The organism is Prauserella flavalba (genome assembly GCF_003202235.1).
GTDB classification, from domain to species: Bacteria; Actinomycetota; Actinomycetes; order Mycobacteriales; family Pseudonocardiaceae; genus Prauserella_A; species Prauserella_A flavalba.
Genome location: NZ_MASU01000014.1, coordinates 103,316 through 124,327, shown reverse-complemented (window position 1 = coordinate 124,327; position 21,012 = coordinate 103,316). Strand labels below are relative to the sequence as shown.

Below are 21,012 nucleotides of genomic sequence, written 5' to 3'. Positions count from 1 at the left end.
CCGAAGCGCAGCAGACGTACACCTCCGACGAGATGATGTCCATCGCCGCGGCCAGGGCCCTCGGCGACGGGCAGCGCTGCTTCGTCGGCATCGGCCTGCCGTCCACCGCCGCGAACCTCGCGCGCCGCACGCACGCGCCGGACCTGGTGCTGATCTACGAGTCGGGCACGCTCGGGTCCAAACCGGACCGCCTGCCCGCGTCGATCGGCGACGGAATCCTCGCCGAGACCGCCGACGCCGTGATCAGCGTGCCCGAGGTGTTCAACTACTGGCTCCAGCCCGGCCGCATCGACGTCGGCTTCCTCGGCGCCGCCCAGCTGGACAAGTTCGGCAACATCAACACCACCGTGATCGGCGACGACTACGCCAACCCGAAGGTGCGCCTGCCCGGTGCGGGCGGCGCCCCGGAGATCGCCGCGTCGTGCCGCGAGGTGTTCGTGGTGGTGCGGCAGAGCAAGCGCAGCTTCGTGGACAGGGTCGACTTCGTGACCTCGGTTGGCCACGGCTCCGGCAAGGGCGACCGCGAGCGGCTCGGCCTGCGTGGCGCGGGCCCGACGCTGGTGATCACCGACCTCGGCATCCTGCGTCCCGACCCGGAGACCTCCGAGCTGGTGCTGAGCCAGCTGCACGAGGGCGTCGAGGTGGAGCAGGTGCGGGAGGCGACCGGCTGGGACCTGAAGGTCTCGCCCGACCTCTCCCGCACGGCCCCGCCCAGCGAGGCCGAGCTGGCCACCCTGCGGGCACTGAAGGAGGCGGGCAAGTGAACGACGTCTTCGTGCTCGACGCCGTCCGCACGCCCTTCGGCCGCTACGGCGGCGCCCTGTCCGGGGTGCGGCCCGACGACCTCGCCGCGCACGTGCTGAGCGCGCTCGTGCGGCGCGCCGACCTCGACCCCTCGGCCGTCGACGAGGTACTCCTCGGCGACGCGAACGGGGCCGGCGAGGACAACCGCAACGTCGCGCGCATGGCCGCGCTGCTCGCCGGGTGGCCGACGAGCGTGCCCGGCAGCACCGTGAACCGCCTGTGCGGCTCGGGCCTCGACGCCGCCATGCAGGCGAGCCGCACCATCGCGGTCGGCGACGCGTCCGTGGTGGTCGCCGGTGGCGTCGAGTCGATGAGCAGGGCGCCGTGGGTGCTGCCCAAGCCGGGCAAGGCGTTCCCGAACGGCCACGAGACGATGTACTCCACCACGCTCGGCTGGCGAATGGTGAACCCGGAGATGCCGGAGCAGTGGACGGTCTCGCTCGGCGAGAGCACCGAGATCCTCGCCGAGCGCTACGGGATCGGCAGGGAGGCGCAGGACGAGTTCGCGCTGCGCAGCCATCGCAACGCCGCGAAGGCGTGGGACGCCGGGTTCTACGACGGCCACGTGGTGCCGGTGCCCGGGACGGAGCTGACCCGCGACGAGGGCATCCGCCCCGACTCCAGCCTGGAGAAGCTCGCGAAGCTCAAGCCCGCCTTCCGTCCACAGGGGACGGTGACGGCCGGGAACTCCTCGCCGCTCAACGACGGTGCCTCCGCGGTGCTGCTGGCCGACCAGGCCGGTGCCGACCGGCTCGGCGTGACCCAGCTCGCCCGCATCGCGGGCCGCGGAGCCGCGGGGGTCGACCCGCACGTGTTCGGCATCGGCCCGGTCCGGGCGGCCGAGATCGCGCTGGAGCGGGCCGGGATCGGCTGGGAGGACCTGGCGGCGGTGGAGCTGAACGAGGCGTTCGCCGCGCAGTCGCTCGCGTGCCTCGCCGACTGGCCCAAGCTGGACCCGGAGATCGTGAACGTCAACGGCGGCGCGATCGCCATCGGGCACCCGCTGGGTGCCTCCGGCGGGCGGATCCTCGGCGCGCTCGCGCACGAACTGCGCCGCCGGGGCGGCGGCTGGGGTCTCGCCGCCATCTGCATCGGCGTCGGCCAAGGGCTGGCCGTCGTCCTCGAGGCGTGAACCAGGGAGGTTTCATGACCGCGTTGTCGGAGTCCGGGCTCATCCTGCCGAGGTACCGGCGGGACCCGGAGGGGACACATCCCCCGCTCGACTCGCCCGGCTACAAGTCGACCGGGCTGCGGCACCCCAAGCAGCCGCTCGTGCTGCTGCCGCACAAGCTCACCGAGATCACCGGGCCCCTGCTCGGTCCCGGCAGGCTGGGCGAGCTCGACAACGACCTGACGAAGCAGCATCCCGAGGAGCCGCAGGGGCAGCGCATCATCGTGCACGGCCGCCTGCTCGACGGTGACGGGCGGCCCGTGCCCAACTCGCTCGTCGAGATCTGGCAGGCCAACGCGGGCGGCCGGTACAAGCACGTCTGGGACAACTGGCCGTGCCCGGTGGACCCCCACTTCGACGGCGTGGGCCGCACGATCACCGACAACGAGGGCCGGTACGAGTTCACCACCATCAAGCCCGGCGCCTACCCGTGGAAGAACCACGACAACGCGTGGCGGCCCGCGCACATCCACTTCTCGGTGTTCGGCACGGCGTTCACGCAGCGGCTCGTGACGCAGATGTACTTCCCGGACGACCCGCTGTTCTCCCAGGACCCGATCTTCAACTCGGTGCCGGACGAGAAGGCGCGCAACCGCATGATCTCGCGCTTCGACCTGAGCCGGACGGTGCCCGAGTGGGCGCTGGCGTTCGAGTTCGACATCGTGTTGCGGGGTCGTGAGGCCTCGGTGTTCGAGAACGAGGAGGACGAGTGAGCGACAATCTTCGCCCCTCCGCTCGCGGAGTCCGACCGGGTGCGGGTGTCCCGCGGAACACAGAGGAGGACGAGCACTGATGAGCACGCCTTCGCAGACGGTCGGCCCCTACCTCGCGCTCGGCCTGCCCTGGGCCGACGGCCCCACGGTGGTGGAGGAGGGCACGCCCGGCGCGGTGTGGATCCGCGGCGTGGTCTACGACGGCGCGGGCACCCCGGTGCCGGATGGGCTGATCGAGACGTGGCAGGCCGACGCGCATGGCCGGTTCGACCACCCCGACGACCCGCGCGGCGCCCAGCCGGGCTTCCGCGGCTTCGGCCGCTGTCCGACCACCGACGACGGCGAGTACGGGATCCTCACCGTGGTGCCGGGCGCGCTGCCCGGCGAGGCGCCGCACATCAACGTGTCGGTGTTCGCGCGCGGGCTGCTGCACCGCGTCGTCACCCGCATCTACTTCCCGGAGAACACCGCGGCCAACGCGGCCGACCCCGTGCTCGCGGCCGTACCCGCGGAGCGCAGGGACACGCTCGTGGCCCGCAAGAGCGAGGACGGCTACACGTTCGACGTGCGCTTGCAGGGCGAGGGCGAGACAGTGTTCTTCGATGTCTGAGCTGTTCGACCCCGTCCTCGCTGCGGGCCCCGTGCGCGAGGAGACCGGCGATGCCGCGTGGCTCAAGGGAATGCTGGACTTCGAGGCCGCACTGGCCTCCGCGCAGGCCGACGTCGGTCTCATCGGCCGCGAGCACGCCGACGCGATCGGTGCGGCCTGCCGTCCCGCGGACTACGAGGTCGCGGAGCTGGGCAGGGCCGCGACCGGGATCGGCAACCCGGCGGGCCCGCTGGTGCGGGCGCTCACCGACCGCGTCGGTGGTGAGGCGGCCAGGCACGTGCACCGCGGGGCGACCAGTCAGGACGTGGTGGACACCGCGGCCATGCTGGTCGCCACGCGTTCGCTCGCGCCGCTGCTCGCCGATCTCGGCGCGTGTGCCGACGCGGCGGCCCGCCTCGCCGAGGAGCACGCGGCGACCGTCCAAGTGGGACGGACGCTGCTGCAGCACGCGACCCCGGTGACGTTCGGGCTCACCGCGGCCGGCTGGCTCACCGCGCTCGGCAACGCGGGAGAGCGGCTGGCCGCGCTGCGGTTGCCCGCCCAGCTCGGCGGCGCCACCGGGACGCTCGCCTCCCTCGGTGAGCACGGACCCGCCGTCCTCATCGCGCTGAGCGCCCGGCTCGGGCTGGCCGAACCGGTGCTGCCGTGGCACACCGACCGCACGCCCGTCGCGGAGCTGGCCGGTGCGCTGGGGGAGGCCGCCGGCGCGGTGGCCGGCGTCGCGAGGGCCATCGTGCTGCTCGCGCAGACCGACGTCGGCGAGGTACACGAGCAGGGCCCGCCCGGCAGCGGCGGCTCGTCGACCATGCCGCACAAGCGCAACCCCGTGGCGGCGGTGTCGGCGCTCGCCTCGGCCAAGCAGGCGCCGGGACTGGTCGCCGACCTGCTCGCGGCGATGGAGCAGGAGCACCAGCGCGCGGCCGGGGCGTGGCACTCGGAGTGGCGGCCGCTCACGGAACTGCTGCGCACCACGGGTTCCGCGGTCCACTGGCTGCGCACGAGCCTCGAAAGGCTGCACGTCGATGCCGAGGCGATGCGGGCGAACCTGGACCGCAGCGGGGGAGTGCTGCTCACCGAGCGGGTCACCACGGAGCTGGCCGCCGAGACGGGCCGCCTCGCCGCGCACGACGCCGTCACCGCGTGCTGCCGGCGCGCGCTCGCGGGTGAGGGAGAGCTGACCGACCTGCTCGCGGAGGATCCGCTGGTGGGCGAGCGGCTGTCCCGGGAACGCATCGCGGAGCTGCTCGATCCTTCGGGTTACCTTGGCAGCGCCGGAGTGTTCGTGGAGCGCGCACTGGCCGCGCATCAGGAGCGGAAGGAGAGGTCGTGAAGGTGAACCATGTGGTGGAGGGCCCGCCCGGCGGTGAGGTCGTGGTGCTGTCCGGCTCGATCGGCAGCAACCTCAGCATGTGGGACCCGCAGATCGGGCCGCTGACGGCGGCCGGGTACCGCGTGGTGCGCTACGACCAGCGTGGGCACGGCCGCACGCCCGTCCCCGACCATCCCGCCACGCTCGACGAGCTCGGCGGCGACGTCGTGGAGCTGCTCGACACCCTCGGCGTGGAGCGGGCGCACTTCGTGGGGCTCTCGCTGGGCGGCATGACCGGCATGTGGCTCGGCGTGCACGCGCCGGAGCGGATCGGGGGGCTCGTGCTGTGCTGCACCTCGCCCAAGCTCGGCACGCCGGAGTCGTGGGAGCAGCGGGCGAGGGACGCGCGGGCGCAGGGCATGGAGGCGATCGCCGACGGCAGCATCGGCCGCTGGTTCACCGCCGACTGGCTCGTCGCGCACCCCGACCTCGGCCGCGAGTACCACCACATGACCGCGGCGACCCCTGCGGGCGGCTACGCGGCGTGCTGCCACGCGATCGGTTCGATGGACCTGGTGGCCGACCTGCCGAAGATCACCGCGCCGACGCTGGTGATCGCGGGCGCGGACGATCCGGCGACGCCGCCGCAGGAGCACGGCGAGGTGATCGCCAAGGGCATCCCCGGCGCCCGGCTGGAGGTCGTGGAGCAGGCGGCGCATCTGGGCAACGTCGAGCAGCCGGAGCGGTTCTCCGAGCTGATCACCGGGCACCTGAAGGCGGTTCGATGAGCGACGAGGCCTACACCGAGGGCATGAGGGTGCGCCGCGAGGTGCTCGGCGACGAGCACGTCGACCGCGCCGTGGCGAACACGACCGAGTTCACCAGGCCCTTCCAGGACTACATCACGCGTTCGGCGTGGGGCTCGGTCTGGACCCGCGACGGTCTGGACCGCAAGACCCGCAGCTGCATCACCCTCGCCGTGCTGACCGCGCTGCACTGCCACGGCGAGCTCGCCATGCACGTGCGGGCCGCGATCGGCAACGGGCTGACCCCGGAGGAGATCTCCGAGGTACTGCTCCACACGGGTGTCTACGCGGGTGTGCCCGCGGCCAACGAGGCGTACCGGATCGCGTCGCGCACGCTGGCCGAGCTGGACGAGCCTTAGAGTCACGTCATGGAAGAGGAAGCCACTCGCGGCGCGCACCACGTGCAGTCGCTGGAGCGCGGGCTCGCGGTCATCAAGGCGTTCGACGCGGGCTCACCGACGCTGACGCTCAGTGACGTCGCCAAGGTCACCGGGCTCACGCGCGCGGCGGCGCGGCGGTTCCTGCTGACGCTGGTGGACCTCGGCTATGTGCGCACCGACGGCAAGTACTTCTCGCTGACGGCGCGCGTGCTGGAACTCGGCTACGCCTTCCTGTCGAGCCTGTCGCTGCCGGAGGTGGCGCAGCCGCACCTGGAACGCCTCTCCGCGGAGGTGCACGAGTCGAGTTCGGTGTCCGTGCTGGAGGGCACCGACATCGTGTACGTCGCGCGCGTCGCGGTCTCGCGGATCATGGCGGTGACGATCAACGTGGGCACCCGGTTCCCGGCGCACGCGACGTCGATGGGGCACGTGCTGCTCGCCGGGCTGCCGAAGTCCGAACTGGACGAATACCTGGAGAAGGCGTCGTTCGAGCGGCTGACGTCGCACACGATCGTCTCGGCCGACGCCCTGCGGGCCGAACTGGACACGGTGCGCGCCAACGGTTACGCGCTCGTGGACCAGGAGCTGGAGGAGGGGCTGCGCTCGGTCGCGGCACCGATCCACGGCGCGGACGGTGCCGTGGTGGCGGCGGTCAACCTCTCCACGCACGCGAGCCGCAACACGCCCGCGTCGGTGCGCGGCGAGCTGCTGCCCGCGCTGCTGGCCGCCGCGAAGCGGATCGAGGCGGACCTGGCAGTGACCTCGCCGACCTCGCCGACGTCGCCGACCTCGCCGGCGCGCGTGTCGTGAGCGTCGCGGGGGTGCTGCTCGCGGCCGGTGCGGGCAGGCGGTTCGGCAAGCCGAAGGCGTTGGCCGAGCTGGACGGCGAGGCGCTGGTGACGCGTGCGGTGCGCGTGCTCGCCGAGGGCGGCTGCGACCCGGTGCTGGTCGTGCTGGGCGCGCGGGCCGAGGAAGCGCGTGCCCACGTGCCGGAGCATGTGCGCACGGTCGTCGCGCCGGACTGGGCGGAGGGCATGGGCGCGTCGCTGAGAACCGGCCTGACCGCGCTGGCCGGTCTCGACCCGGCGCCGGACGCGGCGCTCGTGCACCTGGTGGACCTGCCGTGGGCAGGCGCCGACGTGATCGCGAGGCTGGCCGCGCTGGGAACCCCGGAGGTGGTCGCGCGGGCGGCGTACGACGGCGTGCCCGGCCACCCGGTGCTCTTCGGCAGGCGCTGGTGGGCGGACATCGCGGCGCAGGCGAGCGGCGACCGGGGTGCCCGCGGCTGGCTGGCGGGCCGGACGGACGTCCGCCTGGTGGAGTGCGGCGACCTGGGTGATGGCGCCGACGTGGACACCCCGGGCCACGGAGTCGGCTAGCTGGTCGGCGCGTCCGGCCGTTCCTCGTAACGGGCCGCGATGTCCGGGAACTCTCCGCGCAGGATCGACATGGCCTGCGCTTCCAGCTTCGGCACGTCTTCAGTAGCGATACGCCAGACCACGGCCCAGTCGATCGCGAAGTACTGATGGACAGCGATGTTGCGAAAGCCCCTCATCCGGCGCCACGGCACGTCCGGGTAGCGATCGCGTAGTTCCGGTGAGACGGCGCCGGCGATCTCGCCGATGAGCATCATCGGCCATCCAGCGTTCTCGATCGGCTCCTTCGAGAAAGAGCCCGACATCGCGAACGGTGTCGACCAGATCCGCGACGAACAGAGCCTCACGCCGCGGCATAGAGTTCCCTCGCCTCGGCGAGCACCTCGTCGCGCACGACCCAGTGCAGCCCATCCTTGGGCACCAGGTCGACCGGCCTGCCGAACAGCTCGGCCAGAGCGTCCTGAAGATCGAAATAGCGCATGCCGAGGTCGTTGCCGGAGGCCCGCACATAGAGGATGTCGATGTCGCTGGCCGGCTCCAGCTCGCCCCGTGCCGCCGACCCGAAGACGGCGAGCTCGGCGATGCCGTACTCCTCGCACAACGCTACGAGCCTCGGCCGTAGTGCTTCGAAGTCGATCTCCACGAGCTGCTCGCTCCTTGCCTGGGTCACTGGCATGCCGGTGCGCTCGGAATGCCCATATCCAGGTGCGATCATAGCCGGTGACCTGCTGGTCGGCCCCGCTGCAGTGAAGGCCACCTTCACTGCGTTGACCGCAGTGAAGGTGGCCTTCACTGCGGTCGCGAGCCGGGGTTGGACGCGGTGAGTTCCGTGCATTCGGTGAGCTCCCTCTAGGCTCTGCAGATGTGACAGACGACAGCACCGCAGCGGTCGGCTCACCGGAGGAACTGGCGAAGCTGCTCGAAGGCATCGGTTATCTCGCCGACGAGGGCGTGGCGACCGCCGCGTTCCTGGCGCTGCGGATGCGCAGGCCGCTGTTCTGCGAGGGCGAGCCGGGCACCGGCAAGACGTCGCTGGCCGTCGCGCTCGCCGAGAGCCTCGGCATGCCGCTCATCCGCCTGCAATGCCACGAGGGTATCGACGCCGCGCAGGCGCTCTACGAGTGGGACTTCCCCCGCCAGCTGCTGCACCTGCGCGCGCTGGAGGCGGCCGAGGGCGGGCGGCTCGACGTCAACGTGGCCGAGCAGTCGCTGTACACCGAGCGGTTCCTGCTGGCCAGGCCGTTGCTGCGGGCGCTGCAGTCCTCGCCGTGCGTGCTGCTCGTCGACGAGATCGACCGCGCCGACGACGAGTTCGAGGCGTTCCTGCTGCAGCTGCTCGACGAGAACACGGTGACGATCCCCGAGTACGGCGAGGTGCGCGCCACCGTGCCGCCGCTGGTGGTGCTCACGTCCAACCGCACGCGCGAGGTGCACGACGCGCTCAAGCGCCGCTGCCTCTACCACTGGCTGGAGCACCCCGGCCTGTCGTGCGAGATCGCGATCCTGCGCAGCCGCATCCCCGGCATCGGCGAACGGCTTTCGGAGCAGGTCGCCGAGGCGGTGCAGCGGCTGCGCACGATGGAGCTGCTCAAGCCGCCCGGCGTGGCCGAGGCGCTCGACTGGGCCAGGGCGCTGCTGTCCCTCGACCGCGACGAACTGGACGCCGAGTCGGCCGCCGCGACACTGGGCGCCGTGCTCAAGTACAGCGAGGACCTCGACCGCGTGCGCGCCCGTTTGGACGCATTGCTGGCGTAGGTGTCGACGTTTCGTCCTCCGCTCCGACTGATTCCCGGAAGGGACGTTCGGACACAGAGAGGACGAACCGATGCGAAGACTCTGGGGAGCGCTCGCGGCCGTGCTGGCGGTGCTGCTCGCCGTGCCGGCGACCACGGCCGCGAGTGAACCGCGGCAGGGCAGCCACCACGGCTGGATCGACGGCGCGGAGTACCGCGTCGAGGTGCCGGAGCGCTGGAACGGCACGCTCGTGCTGTACAGCCACGGCTACCTGCCGCCCGGGCTGGAACTGCCGCCGGGAGTCGCGCTGTCGACCGTGCCCGCGACCGAGCGGTGGCTGCTGGACCACGGCTACGCGCTCGCGGCGTCGGACTTCCGCGGCCGCGTCGGCTTCGCCGTCGAGGAGGCCCTCGAGGACCAGCTCGCGCTGCTGGACTGGTTCGAGGAGAACATCGGCACGCCGCGCACCACGGTGTCGAGCGGGATGTCGATGGGCGGCGGCATCGCGACGGTGCTGGCGGGGCGCAACCCGCACCGCATCGACGGTGTGCTGGCCCAGTGCGCCGAGTACGACTTCGCCGGCTCCTGGAACACCGGCCTCGACCTCGGCTTCGTGGTACGGGAGCTGCTCGCGCCCGACGCGGGCATCGAGCTGGTGAAGGCCGCCGACCCGCAGCGCAGCACGGACCTGCTCATCGCCGCCGTCAACGACGCGCTCACCACACCGGAGGGCCGCGCGAAGCTCGCGCTCGCCGGCGCGCTGGGCAACATCCCGCCGTGGTACTCCTCGCACGACCCGGAGCCCGCAGGGCTGGTCGAGCGGATCACGCAGCAGGCAGGCTGGACCAGGGACGCGTACTTCTGGGGCATCGGGCCGAACGGCCGCGCCGACCTCGAGCCCCGCGCGGGCGGCAACCCGTCGTGGAACACCGGCGTCGACTACTCGCGTCAGTTCGCCCGCTCCGCCTACGCCGGCCTGGCCAGGAAGGCCTACCGGGCCGCCGGGCTGGACCTGCGCGCCGACCTCGCCCGCCTCGACGCGGCCCCGCGCATCGCGGCGGACCCGGGCGCCCGGGCGTGGCTGACCGGCCTCAACCCCAGGGGCGCCACGCCCGCACCCGTGCTCACCATGCACACCACCGGCGACGGCGGCGCGGTCGCCGACCAGGTGCGGTGGTACGCCGGGCAGGTGCGTCGGTTCGGTGACCCGAAGAACCTGCGGCAGCTCTACGTCGACCGGGGCGGACACTGTTCGTTCAGCGCCGCCGACGAGATCGTGGCGCTGCGCTCGCTGCTGCGCCGCGTCGAGTCCGGGCACTGGCCGGACCTGCGGCCACGCGAGCTGAACCGCGCGGTCGGCGGGTTCCCGGTGGAGCCGTACCAGCAGGTGTTCGACCTGGTCAGCCTGGAGACCAGGGCGATGCCGCCGGGGTTCACGCATTTCCTTCCGCCCCGGTTCCTGCGGCCCTCGGCCTGAGCACCTGGAGCGGGATCCAGGGCACAATGGCGGGTATGGGCACACCGGTGACCGTTGACCCGCTGCCCGGCCTCGTCGGCTTCGCCGCCGTGTTGCGCGAGGCCGGGCTGCCCTGCGACGCACACCGGGTGCAGGCCTACCTCTCCGCCGTCGAGCGTCTCGACGCGAGCGAGCCGGCGCAGGTCTACTGGGCCGGCAGGCTCACGCTGTGCGCAGACCCCGACGACCTGCCTCGCTACGACGAGGCGTTCGACGCGTGGTTCAACGCCGCGCCCCCGCTGCGGGAACGGGCGTCCGTGCCGCAGCCGCAGCGGGCGACCATCGCCGCGCTCATCGCCCGCGAGCAGGACGACGGCGAGGGCGGTGAGGCGGGCGAGCAGCTTGCCGTGGCCGCCAGCGACGCCGAGGTGCTGCGCGAACGGGACCTCGGCGAGCTGACCGCGGCGGAGCGCAGGCACCTGCGGGAACTGATGAGCACGCTGCGGCCGGTGCTGCCGTCCCGGTCGTCGCTGCGTTACCGGCCCGCCCGCCGGGGACGGCTCGACCCCGGCCGCACGCTGCGCGCCATGCTCGCCGACGGCGGCGAGACCGGCAGGCTCGCCTACTCCCGGCACGGTCCGCGCCCGCGCAGGCTCGTGCTGCTCATCGACGTGTCGGGCTCGATGAAGCCCTACGCCGACTCCCTGCTGCGCTTCGCCCACGTCGTGGTGCGCGCCGCGCCCGCGCGCGTCGAGGTGTTCACGCTGGGCACGCGACTGACGCGGGTGTCGCGGCAGCTGCGCCAGCGCGACCCCGAGCGCGCGATGCTCTCGGCGGCACACGCTGTCGCCGACTTCGCGGGCGGCACGCGGCTCGGGGAGACCCTGCGCGGCTTCCTCGACCGCTGGGGCCAGCGCGGGCTGGCCCGGCGCGCGGTGGTGGTGCTGTTCTCCGACGGCTGGGAACGCGGCGACGTGTCGTTGCTCGGTGAGCAGGCCGCTCGGCTGCGCAGGCTCGCCCACCGCGTGTTCTGGGTGAACCCGCACGCGGGCCACGAGGGTTACGCTCCGGTGCAGTCCGGGATCGCCGCCGCGCTCCCGCACGTGGACCGGTTGCTGGCAGGCCACAGCCTGGCCACCTTGGAACGACTTCTCCGGGAGATCCGAGATGCATGACGTGTTGGACGAGCTCCACCGCCGCTGGTCGGCGGGCGAGACGGTGGGTGTGGGAACAGTCGTGGCCACGTTCTCGTCGGCGCCGAGGGCGCCCGGCGCGGCGATGCTGGTGGCGGCCGACGGCTCCGCGGTGGGCAGCGTGTCGGGCGGCTGCGTCGAGGGCGCCGTCTACGAGCTGGCACAGCAGGTGGTGGAGGACGGCACGCCCGTGCTCCAGCGCTATGGCGTGAGCGACGACGACGCCTTCGCCGTGGGGCTGACCTGTGGCGGGATCATCGACATCTTCGTGGAGCGGGTCGACCGCGAGTCGATGCCCGAGCTGGACGAGCTGGTGACGTCCGTGCGCGACGGCAGGCCGGTCGCCGTCGTGACCACGATCGAGCACACCGACTCCGCGCTGCGGGGCAGGCGCATGCTCGTGTGGCCCGACCGCGCGAGCGGCTCGCTGGGCTCGGACCGGATCGACGACGCCGTGCTCGACGACGCGCGCGGGCTGCTCGCCGGCGGGCGGTCGGGGACCCTGCACTACGGTCCGGACGGGCAACGCAGGGGCGAGGGCATGGCGGTGTTCGTCAACACCTTCGAGCCGCCGCCGAGGATGCTCGTGTTCGGCGCGATCGACTTCGCCGCCGCGATGGCGAGGATGGGCACGTTCCTCGGCTACGAGGTCACCGTGTGCGACGCGCGGCCCGTGTTCGCGACCAAGACCCGGTTCCCCGAGGCGCACGAGGTGGTCGTCGACTGGCCGCACCGCTACCTCAAGGCCGAGGCCGAGGCGAGCCGGATCGACGGCAGGACCGTGGTCACCGTGCTCACCCACGACCCGAAGTTCGACGTGCCGCTGCTGGAGGTCGCGCTGCGGCTGGACGTCGGCTACGTCGGGGCGATGGGCTCGCGGCGCACCCACGACGACCGCATCGCGCGGCTGCGCGAGGCCGGGATCACCGACGCCGAGCTGAAACGGCTCGCCTCGCCGATCGGACTCGATCTCGGCGCGCGCACGCCGGAGGAGACCGCGGTGTCGATCGGGGCGGAGATCATCGCGCTGCGGTGGGGCGGCGGCGGGCGACGGCTGTCCGATCTCGACGGCCGCATTCACGGCGAACAGGAACGCTGATTCCACGCGGACATGGCGTGCGTCTGGAAAGTTGGTGACCGATCGGGGGACACGTTCCGCGGATCGGGAAATGATCATGGACGTCGCGCCGCAGATGCGGATCGAGCCGGGTTCCCTCTCCAGACGGGGGGTTGTCCCATTGGGCCGAAAGTAGCAGGCTCGCCCTGTGAGGCCGATCACCGGCGACGGTGATCGGCTCAGGCCGTTCCCCAGCGGCCCGCCTGGCGGGCCGAGCCACCACAGGAGGCCCAATGCGCATCACCGTCACAGTCGACGGCACCAGCTACACCGACGACGTCGAGCCTCGCACGCTGCTCGTGCATTACCTGCGCGAACGGCTCGGAAAGGTCGGCACGGTGGTTGGTTGCGACACCAGTAACTGTGGAGCCTGCACCGTGCATCTCGACGGGCACAGCGTCAAGTCCTGCTCCGTGCTGGCCGTGCAGGCCGACGGCAGTGAGGTCACCACGATCGAGGGCCTCGCCCGCGACGGTCAGCTCCACCCCGTGCAGCAGGCTTTCCACGACAACCACGCGTTGCAGTGCGGCTTCTGCACCCCGGGCATGATCATGCAGTCGATCGACCTGCTCGCCGACAACCCCGACCCTGACGAGCACGCGGTCAGGGAGGGCCTTGAAGGCAACCTGTGCCGGTGCACCGGCTACCAGAACATCGTGAAGGCCGTGCGTGACGCGGCACACCACATGCGCCCCGGCGCGGGTCCGGAGGCCGAGCGCGTGGCAGGTGCCGATACCGGCAGCAGGACCGCCTCGAGCGTCGGAGGGGGTGGCGAGTAGATGACCGCCACCATCGAACCGGAGGTCGGCAAGGGCCGGCTTCGCAAGGAGGACGAGCGGCTCATCACCGGCCGCACCCGCTGGACCGACAACCTGACGTTGCCCGGCCTGGTTCACCTCGCGGTGCTGCGCAGCACCGTCGCGCACGCCAAGATCGTCAGCATCGACACCTCCGCCGCCAAGGAGATGCCGGGCGTGCTCGCCGTCTACACCGGCGACGACCTGGACCCCGAGGGCAAGATCGGCATGCCGTGCGCGTGGCCGGTCACGCCGGACATGAAGTCGCCGCGCAGGCCGGTTCTCGCGCAGGGCACGGTGAACTTCGCCGGTGAGGGCGTCGCCGTGGTCGTGGCCCGTAGTGCGGGCGAGGCCCAGGACGCGCTCGCCGAGATCGACGTCGAGTACGAGGACCTGCCCGTGGTGCTCGGGCTGGAGAACGCGCTCGCCGAGGGCGCTCCGCTCGTGCACGAGGAGCTCGGCACCAACCGCAACGCGCTGTGGGTGTTCGACTCCGGCGAGGCGGGCTCCGGCGGCAACGTGGAGCAGGCGATCTCCGACGCCGAGGTGGTCGTCAAGCGGCGGTTCCGCCAGCAGCGGCTCGTCCCGGCGTTCATGGAGCCGCGCGCGTGCATGGTCGACCCGACCGCCGCGCAGCTCACCATGTGGTCGGCGACCCAGATCCCGCACATTCTCAAGACGATGTCGGCGCTGACGCTCGGCCTGCCCGAGCACAAGGTCCGCGTGATCGCGCCGGACGTCGGCGGCGGGTTCGGCGGCAAGATCGCCGTGCTGCCCGAGGAGATCATGTGCCTTCTCGTGGCGCAGAAGCTCGGCAAGCCGGTCAAGTGGACCGAGTCGCGCTCGGAGACGATGGTCGCCGCGCACCACGGCCGGGACCAGATCCAGGACCTGACCATCGCGGCCAACCGCGACGGCACGGTCACCGGGCTCAAGGTCGAGCTGCTCGCCGACATGGGCGCCTACCTCGGCCTCGTCGGGCCGGGCGTGCCGATCCTCGGCGCGTTCATGTTCAACGCGATCTACAAGATCCCCGCCTACCACTTCGCGTGCACCAACGTGTTCACCAACACCACGCTCACCGATGCCTACCGGGGTGCCGGGCGGCCGGAGGCCACGTTCGCCATCGAGCGGATGATGGACGAGCTGGCTGCCGAGCTGGGCATGGACCCGATGGAGCTGCGCGAGAAGAACTGGATCAAGCACGAGGAGTTCCCGTACACCACGGTCTCCACGCTGACCTACGACTCGGGCAACTACGAGGCCGCCACCCAGAAGGCCATGGAGCTGTTCGGGTACGAGGCACTGCGTCAGGAGCAGCGGGAGCGCCGTGAGCGCAATGACCCCGTGCAGCTCGGCATCGGCATCTCGACGTTCACCGAGATGTGCGGCCTCGCGCCGTCGCGGGTGCTCGGCTCGCTCGACTACGGTGCGGGCGGCTGGGAGCACGCGGCGATCCGCATGCTGCCGACCGGCAAGGTCGAGGTGATCACGGGTGCCTCGGCACACGGGCAGGGACACGAGACGGCGTGGAGCCAGATCGTGGCCGACCAGCTGGGCGTGCCGTTCGAGGACGTCGAGGTGCTGCACGGCGACACGCAGTCGTCGCACAAGGGCCTCGACACCTACGGCTCCCGGTCGCTGGCCGTCGGCGGCATCGCCGTGGTGAAGGCGGCGGAGAAGGTCATCGATAAGGCTCGCAAGGTCGCCGCGCACATGATGGAGTGCTCGGAGGACGACCTCGAGTTCAGCGGCGGGAAGTTCACGGTGAAGGGCACCGACCGCTCCACCGGCATCGGGGACATCGCGCTCGCGGTGTTCGCCGCGCACGACCTGCCGGAGGGGGTCGAGCCGACGCTCGACTCCGAGGCCGTGTACGACCCGGAGAACTTCTCGTTCCCGCACGGCACGCACCTGTGCGCCACCGAGGTGGACACCGAGACCGGGCGGGTGCGCATTCGCTCGTACGTCTGCGTGGACGACGTCGGCAAGGTGGTCAACCCGATCATCGTGGAAGGCCAGATGCACGGCGGGCTCGCCCAGGGCATCGCGCAGGCGCTGTACGAGGAGGCCGTGTACGACGAGAGCGGCACGCTCACGTCGGGCACGTTCGCCGACTACCTGCTGCCCTCGGCGGCCGACCTGCCGTCGTTCACCACCGACCGCACCGAGACGCCGTCGACCACCAACCCGCTCGGTGTCAAGGGCGTCGGCGAGGCGGGCACGATCGCCTCGACCCCGGCCGTGGTGAACGCCGTGGTCGACGCCGTGCGCCACTTCGGGGTGAACGACATCGAGATGCCACTCAGCCCCATGCGGGTGTGGCAGGCGATCCGCACAGGCGAGAAGGCCGCGGGCGGACCCGGTGCCGAGGCCGGGGGCGGTCTCGGTTCGATCGACGCGGCACACGGAGGTGCTCAGTGATTCCCGCTCCGTTCGACTACGTCGCGCCGTCCACTGTGGACGACGCGGTCCGGGCGCTCGCCGACGCGGGCGAGGACGCCAAGGTCCTCGCGGGCGGGCAGAGCCTGCTTCCGGTGCTGCGCGTCCGGCTCGCCGCTCCGACGAAGATCATCGATCTCGGCAAGATCGCCGAGCTGCGCGGCGTGCGCGAGGAGGGCGACCACCTCGTGATCGGGTCCATGACCACGCACTACGACGTGCAGCGGGACTCGCTCATCGCCGAGCACGCGGCGCTGCTCGCGCGGGCCACCGACACGGTGGCCGACCCGCAGGTGCGGCACCGTGGCACGTTCGGCGGTTCCATCGCGCACGCCGACCCGGCGGGTGACCTGCTCGCCCCGGCGCTCGCGCTGGACTGCGAGATGGTCATCCAGGGCATGGACGGCAGGCGCACGGTTGCGGCGGCCGACTTCTTCGAGGACTTCTTCACGACGTCGCTGGCGCCGGACGAGATCCTCGTCGAGGTCCGGGTGCCGAAGCACACGGGCTGGCCCGCGCACTACGAGAAGTTCAACCGCGTCGCGCAGGCGTGGTCGATGGTCGCCGTCGCGGCGACGGTGCGCACCGACGGTGACACCATCGCCGAGGCCCGGGTGGCGCTGACGAACATGTCGGCGGTGCCGGTGCGGGCCCGCGGCGTCGAGGAGGCGCTGGTCGGGCAGCCGGCCACCGCCGAGGCGATCCGCGCCGCCGCCGAGCACGCGGCCGAGGGCACCAACCCGACCGTCGACGCCAACGCCGACGTCGAGTACCGGCAGCACCTCGCCCGCGTCCTCACGGGCCGCGCGATCTCCGCGGCCATGGCAGGCTGAAGTTCTCCGGCCCCCAAGGGCACCTTAGTTGCGTTCAACGCAACTAAGGTGCCCTTGGGGGCAGCTTGTTCGCGACTCAGGAAGGAGGTCGGCCCGTGCGGCTCGACCACGAGTTCACCGTCCCGGCGCCCATCGACGAGGTGTGGAAGGCGGTGCTGGATCCGGAACGGGTCGCGCCCTGCATGCCGGGAGCCACGCTCACGTCCGTGGAGGGCGACACGTTCAAGGGCACGGTGAAGGTCAAGCTGGGCCCGGTCTCGTTGCTTTACAAGGGTTCCGGTGAGTTCCTGGAGAAGGACGAGGGCGCCCGGCAGATCAAGATCAAGGCGTCCGGCAAGGACGCGCGGGGTGCGGGTACCGCGGCCGCCACGGTCACCGTGACGCTCGCGGCCGAAGGCGACACCACCAAGGGAGCCGTCGCCACCGACCTGAACGTCACCGGCCGCCCGGCCCAGTTCGGCCGCGGCATGATCTCCGAGGTCGGCGGCAAGATCCTCGACACCTTCGCGGGCAACCTCGCCGAGGAGCTCGGCGCCAAGGGCGAGGACACCACCCCGGGCCAGGCGCCGGCGGGCGAGAAGCCCGCCGACACGTCCTCGGCGGCCGCGAGCGGAGCCGGTGCGGCGGCGACCGCCGCCGACGCCGAGAAGCCGAAGCTCGAGGCCGTCAAGCCGGCCAAGGAGGCCGAGGCGATCGACCTTTTCGACTACGCGGGCGCCTCGGTGGCCAAGCGGCTCGCCCCCGTGCTCGCCGGTCTCGCCGCGCTGCTCGGCGTGGTCGCCATCGTGAGGGCGCTCCGCCGCCGCTGACGCCCCGGTCCGCGAGTCGTGCGCTCAGGCTCGCGAGTCGTGCGTTCCTGCTCGCGAGTCGTGCGTTCGGAACGGCGAGTTGTGCGTTCGCGAGTGCGCAAGGCGGAACGGGGACAGGGACCCGCGTTCCGGAGTGCACGACTCGCCGTCGGGAGTGCACGACTCGCGGTCGGGAGTGCACGACTCGCGGTCGGGAGTGCACGACTCGCGGTCGGGAGTGCACGACTCGCGTGGGGTGGGCCACTCGCGGCCGGGGAAGGGCTCGGCCGGGGTGGCGGTTGTACCCGGTATGCGGGCTGATCACGAGACGGACGTCGCCGTCATCGGCGCGGGGCAGGCCGGGCTCTCGGCCGCCTTCTACCTGCGCAGGGCCGGGCTCGCCAACGAGAGTGGGTTCGTGGTCCTCGACCACGGCAAGCGCGCGGGCGGCGCGTGGCAGTACCGCTGGCCCTCGCTGAAGCTCGACAAGGTTCACGGCATCCACGACCTGCCCGGCCTCGCGCTCGGCGACACGCCCGCCGACCGCGACAAGCCCGCCTCCGAGGTGGTGTCCGCCTACTTCGACCGGTACGAACGCACCTTCGACCTGCCCGTTCACCGTCCCGTGGACGTGCGTTCCGTCAGCCGCGGCGCCGACGGCCGGTTCCTCGTCGAGAGCGTCACCGAGTCGTGGGCCGCCCGGTGGCTGATCAACGCCACCGGCACGTGGGACCGCCCGTTCTGGCCGTACTACCCGGGCCAGGAGACCTTCCTCGGCAGGCAGTTGCACACCGCCGACTACACCGGTGCCGCCGAGTTCCGCGGCAAGCACGTCGTCGTGGTCGGCGGCGGCACCTCCGCTGTCCAGCAGCTGCTCGAGATCGCCCCGGTCGCTGCGGGCACCACGTGGGTGACACGCAGGCCGCCCGTCTTCCACGAGCACGAGTTCACCCCCGAGTACGGCCGGTCCGTCGTCGCGAAGGTGGACGAGCGGGTCCGCGAGGGCAAGCCACCGCGCAGCGTCGTCAGCGTCACCGGCCTGCCCCTGACAGCCGAGGTCCGGGCGGCCCGCGACGCAGGCATCCTCGACCGCAAGCCCATGTTCGAGCGCATCACCCCGCACGGCGTGCAGTGGGCCGACGGCACCACGCAGCGGGCCGACGTGATCCTGTGGGCCACGGGCTTTCGCGCCGCCCTCGACCACCTCGCGCCGCTGCGCCTGCGTACGCCGGGTGGGGGCATTCGCATGGACGGCACGCGGGCGGTGGACGAGCCGCGCCTGCACCTCGTCGGCTACGGGCCTTCCGCGAGCACCGTCGGCGCCAACCGCGCGGGCCGCACCGCCGTGCGGGAGCTGCTGGACACGCTCGGCTGACCGCGGGTCACGCCTCGTGCGTCGCCGCCCCGGCGTCCAGCCGCGCGTGGTAGCGCTCGCGCGCCTCCTCCAGCAGGTCGGGACTGATCCACGCGACCGGCTGGAGATCCACCAGGAGCGGTTCGTTGTCGGGACCGAAGTCCACCTGCTTCCCGTCGAGCACCCACGGCCGCGCGCCCTCGCGCAGCTCCCGCAGGTACTGGCAGACGCGCCGGGCGAGCCAGTCCTCCAGCGGCAGGCTCCACCACTCGGGCGCGGCGAGCGGGTTCACTGACACGCCCGGCATGAGCAGCCCGCTCTCGTGGTCGGTGCTCGGGTGCGAGGCGTCCGACTCCGGGCCGGGGGAGTAGCGCAGATAGGGCGCCACGCCGAGCCCGACGAGCTCGCTCAGCTCCCGCAGGGTGTGCACGGTGAACATCTCCGAGGGCATGCCGCCCGATTTCCCTGCGGCGCTCCAGCCAAACCCCTCGCCAGGTCGGGCACACCTGACCGCAGTGAAGGCCACCATGCCTGCGTTCAACGCAGTGAAGGTGGCCTTCACTGCGGTCGGTGGCTGCGGTCGGTGGCTGCGGGCGGTGCGGCTACTCCCGGTCGAGTTCGTGTTCGGCGCTCGCGATCACGGCGAACTCCTCCTCGGGCGCGGCCGCGACCAGCCGGTGCCTGCTGTAGAACCAGAAGTACCCGACGGCCGCCACGAAGATGGCGGCGGTGATGGCCGCCGCGACCTTGTCCACCAGGAACGTCGCGATCACGGCGGCGACGGCGAGCACCAGCGCGATCCCCGTGGTCACCACGCCGCCCGGCGTGCGGTAGGGCCGCTCCAGGTCCGGTTCCCGCACTCGCAGCACGATGTGGGAGAGGTTCAGCAGCACGTACGACACCGTCGCGCCGAACACGGCGATGTTGATCAGCAGCGCGCCGTCCTGTGTGGCGGCGGCCAGCACGAAGCCGATCGTGCCCGGCACGAGCAGCGCGAGGTACGGCGTCTTGCGCCTGCCCGTGCGCGAGAGCCAGCGCGGCAGGTACCCGGCCCGCGAGAGCGCGAACAGCTGCCGCGAGTACGCGTAGATGATCGAGAAGAAGCTGGCGACGAGCCCGGCGAGGCCGACGTAGTTGATCACCTGGGCCAGCGCGTTGTCCCCGCCGTACGCCGCGCGCACGGCCTCCGGCAGCGGGTTGTCGGACGTCGCGATGGCGCTCGACCCGGCCGCCCCGGGTGCGATGAGCAGGATCAGTGCCGCGAACACCACGAGCACGGCCATGCCCGCGATGATGCCGCGCGGCATGTCGCGCTCCGGGTCGCGCGCCTCCTCGGCCGCGAGCGGGACGCCCTCGATCGCGAGGAAGAACCAGATACCGTACACAAGTGCGGCCATTGCGCCGGCGAAGCCGAACGGCAGGAACTCGCTCGCCCCGGCCGCAGCGTCGTCGGGCACGATGTCGAACAGCTTGTCGACGGAGAACTTCGGGATCATGCCGATGACGAACGCGGCGAGCGCGAGCACCGCCACGGCGGTGATCGCGAACATCAGCCGCAGCGCCTCGCCCACGCCGTAGAGGTGGATGCCGATGAAGATCACGTAGCAGGCGAGGAAGACCGGCCAGCTGCTGGTGAGCCCGAACAGGCCGAGCGTCTCGATGTAGCCGCCGATGAACACCGCGATCGCGGCGGGCGCGATCGCGTACTCGATGAGGATCGCGACGCCCGTGGCGAAGCCACCGAGCGGGCCGAGCGCCCTGCGCGCGAAGCCGTAGCCCGCTCCGGCCACGGGCATGGCCGAGGACATCTCGGCGAGGCCGAACACCATGCAGCTGTACATCACGGCCATGAGGACGGTCGCGATGAGCAGCCCGCCCCAGCCGCCCTCGTCGAGGCCGAAGTTCCAGCCCGCGAAGTCACCGGAGATCACGTACGACACGCCGAGTCCCGCGAGCAGCAGCCAGCCCGCGGCGCCCCGTTTGAGCTGGCGTTCCTTCAGGTAGTTCTCGTCAACCTCGCTGTACTCCACGTGCTTGGCCATAACCAGGCTCCTCGGCAATGGGTACTTCGCCAGTCCTTTGAGTGTGCTGAGGGTGGTGCAGGCCGGTAGAGTTGTCAAGGGTTGACG

Annotated in this window: 22 protein-coding genes; 18 read left to right on the top strand and 4 right to left on the bottom strand. The window is 71.9% G+C overall.

Annotation, left to right across the window (positions count from 1 at the left end):
• Positions 1 to 32 precede the first annotated feature (32 nt).
• From BA062_RS31495 to BA062_RS31455, 9 genes are all read left to right on the top strand, one after another.
• Complete coding sequence (locus tag BA062_RS31495; RefSeq protein WP_110342902.1) at positions 33 to 764, top strand: CoA-transferase subunit beta; 732 nt, start codon at positions 33 to 35, stop codon at positions 762 to 764.
• Positions 761 to 1,936, top strand: a complete 1,176-nt coding sequence (locus tag BA062_RS31490) for a thiolase family protein (RefSeq protein WP_110342763.1) — start codon at positions 761 to 763, stop codon at positions 1,934 to 1,936. Before BA062_RS31495 ends, BA062_RS31490 begins: the two co-directional genes overlap by 4 nt.
• A gap of 14 nt (positions 1,937 to 1,950) precedes the next feature.
• Entirely contained in the window at positions 1,951 to 2,688 is a 738-nt protein-coding gene (pcaH, locus tag BA062_RS31485; RefSeq protein ID WP_110342762.1) for a protocatechuate 3,4-dioxygenase subunit beta, read from the top strand.
• 79 nt (positions 2,689 to 2,767) lie between these two features.
• Positions 2,768 to 3,298 carry a protocatechuate 3,4-dioxygenase subunit alpha gene (gene pcaG / locus BA062_RS31480; protein WP_110342761.1) on the top strand — a complete coding sequence of 177 codons (531 nt, stop codon included), beginning with the start codon at positions 2,768 to 2,770 and terminating at the stop codon, positions 3,296 to 3,298.
• Entirely contained in the window at positions 3,291 to 4,628 is a 1,338-nt protein-coding gene (gene pcaB / locus BA062_RS31475; protein WP_110342760.1) for a 3-carboxy-cis,cis-muconate cycloisomerase, read from the top strand. Before pcaG ends, pcaB begins: the two co-directional genes overlap by 8 nt.
• On the top strand, positions 4,625 to 5,395 hold the full coding sequence (pcaD, locus tag BA062_RS31470; protein WP_110342759.1) for a 3-oxoadipate enol-lactonase: 771 nt from the start codon (positions 4,625 to 4,627) through the stop codon (positions 5,393 to 5,395). Before pcaB ends, pcaD begins: the two co-directional genes overlap by 4 nt.
• A complete protein-coding gene (gene pcaC / locus BA062_RS31465) occupies positions 5,392 to 5,772 on the top strand; it encodes a 4-carboxymuconolactone decarboxylase (RefSeq protein ID WP_110342758.1) in 381 nt (126 codons plus the stop codon). The genes pcaD and pcaC overlap by 4 nt, the downstream gene beginning before the upstream one ends.
• Positions 5,773 to 5,781: 9 nt before the next feature.
• Complete coding sequence (locus tag BA062_RS31460) at positions 5,782 to 6,603, top strand: IclR family transcriptional regulator domain-containing protein (RefSeq protein WP_110342757.1); 822 nt, start codon at positions 5,782 to 5,784, stop codon at positions 6,601 to 6,603.
• Complete coding sequence (locus BA062_RS31455; RefSeq protein ID WP_110342756.1) at positions 6,600 to 7,172, top strand: nucleotidyltransferase family protein; 573 nt, start codon at positions 6,600 to 6,602, stop codon at positions 7,170 to 7,172. The genes BA062_RS31460 and BA062_RS31455 overlap by 4 nt, the downstream gene beginning before the upstream one ends.
• Here BA062_RS31455 and BA062_RS31450 read toward each other — a convergent pair.
• Entirely contained in the window at positions 7,169 to 7,426 is a 258-nt protein-coding gene (locus tag BA062_RS31450; protein WP_168214147.1) for a HepT-like ribonuclease domain-containing protein, read from the bottom strand. The genes BA062_RS31455 and BA062_RS31450 overlap by 4 nt on opposite strands.
• Positions 7,427 to 7,512: 86 nt before the next feature.
• Positions 7,513 to 7,812, bottom strand: coding sequence for a nucleotidyltransferase family protein (locus tag BA062_RS31445; protein ID WP_245960098.1), 300 nt, complete (start codon positions 7,810 to 7,812; stop codon positions 7,513 to 7,515).
• Positions 7,813 to 8,033: 221 nt separating this feature from the next.
• On the opposite strand from BA062_RS31445, the gene BA062_RS31440 reads away from it, so the two are divergent.
• The 9 genes from BA062_RS31440 (at position 8,034) to BA062_RS31395 (ending at position 18,904) form a co-directional block, all read left to right on the top strand.
• Positions 8,034 to 8,924 (top strand): AAA family ATPase, encoded by an 891-nt coding sequence (locus BA062_RS31440; protein ID WP_110342753.1) that lies wholly within the window; start codon positions 8,034 to 8,036, stop codon positions 8,922 to 8,924.
• Between the two features lie 70 nt (positions 8,925 to 8,994).
• Positions 8,995 to 10,380, top strand: coding sequence for an alpha/beta hydrolase family protein (locus tag BA062_RS31435; protein ID WP_110342752.1), 1,386 nt, complete (start codon positions 8,995 to 8,997; stop codon positions 10,378 to 10,380).
• A gap of 35 nt (positions 10,381 to 10,415) precedes the next feature.
• Positions 10,416 to 11,534: a vWA domain-containing protein gene (locus BA062_RS31430; RefSeq protein WP_210407051.1), complete on the top strand. Its 1,119-nt coding sequence runs from the start codon at positions 10,416 to 10,418 to the stop codon at positions 11,532 to 11,534.
• Entirely contained in the window at positions 11,527 to 12,651 is a 1,125-nt protein-coding gene (locus BA062_RS31425) for an XdhC family protein (protein WP_110342750.1), read from the top strand. Before BA062_RS31430 ends, BA062_RS31425 begins: the two co-directional genes overlap by 8 nt.
• Positions 12,652 to 12,902: 251 nt before the next feature.
• Positions 12,903 to 13,448 carry a (2Fe-2S)-binding protein gene (locus tag BA062_RS31420; RefSeq protein ID WP_110342749.1) on the top strand — a complete coding sequence of 182 codons (546 nt, stop codon included), beginning with the start codon at positions 12,903 to 12,905 and terminating at the stop codon, positions 13,446 to 13,448.
• Positions 13,449 to 15,890, top strand: a complete 2,442-nt coding sequence (locus BA062_RS31415; protein ID WP_110342748.1) for a xanthine dehydrogenase family protein molybdopterin-binding subunit — start codon at positions 13,449 to 13,451, stop codon at positions 15,888 to 15,890. It begins immediately after the preceding gene.
• Complete coding sequence (locus tag BA062_RS31410) at positions 15,887 to 16,741, top strand: FAD binding domain-containing protein (RefSeq protein ID WP_110342747.1); 855 nt, start codon at positions 15,887 to 15,889, stop codon at positions 16,739 to 16,741. Before BA062_RS31415 ends, BA062_RS31410 begins: the two co-directional genes overlap by 4 nt.
• A 95-nt stretch (positions 16,742 to 16,836) precedes the next feature.
• Complete coding sequence (locus tag BA062_RS31405; RefSeq protein WP_110342746.1) at positions 16,837 to 17,550, top strand: SRPBCC family protein; 714 nt, start codon at positions 16,837 to 16,839, stop codon at positions 17,548 to 17,550.
• A 289-nt stretch (positions 17,551 to 17,839) separates the two neighbouring features.
• On the top strand, positions 17,840 to 18,904 hold the full coding sequence (locus BA062_RS31395; RefSeq protein ID WP_110342744.1) for an NAD(P)-binding domain-containing protein: 1,065 nt from the start codon (positions 17,840 to 17,842) through the stop codon (positions 18,902 to 18,904).
• Positions 18,905 to 18,911: 7 nt separating this feature from the next.
• Here BA062_RS31395 and BA062_RS31390 read toward each other — a convergent pair whose 3' ends face one another.
• Both BA062_RS31390 and eat read right to left on the bottom strand, forming a co-directional pair.
• A complete protein-coding gene (locus BA062_RS31390; protein ID WP_245960097.1) occupies positions 18,912 to 19,334 on the bottom strand; it encodes a DUF6098 family protein in 423 nt (140 codons plus the stop codon).
• Positions 19,335 to 19,485: 151 nt separating this feature from the next.
• Entirely contained in the window at positions 19,486 to 20,925 is a 1,440-nt protein-coding gene (gene eat, locus BA062_RS31385; RefSeq protein ID WP_110342743.1) for an ethanolamine permease, read from the bottom strand.
• Positions 20,926 to 21,012: the final 87 nt, after the last annotated feature.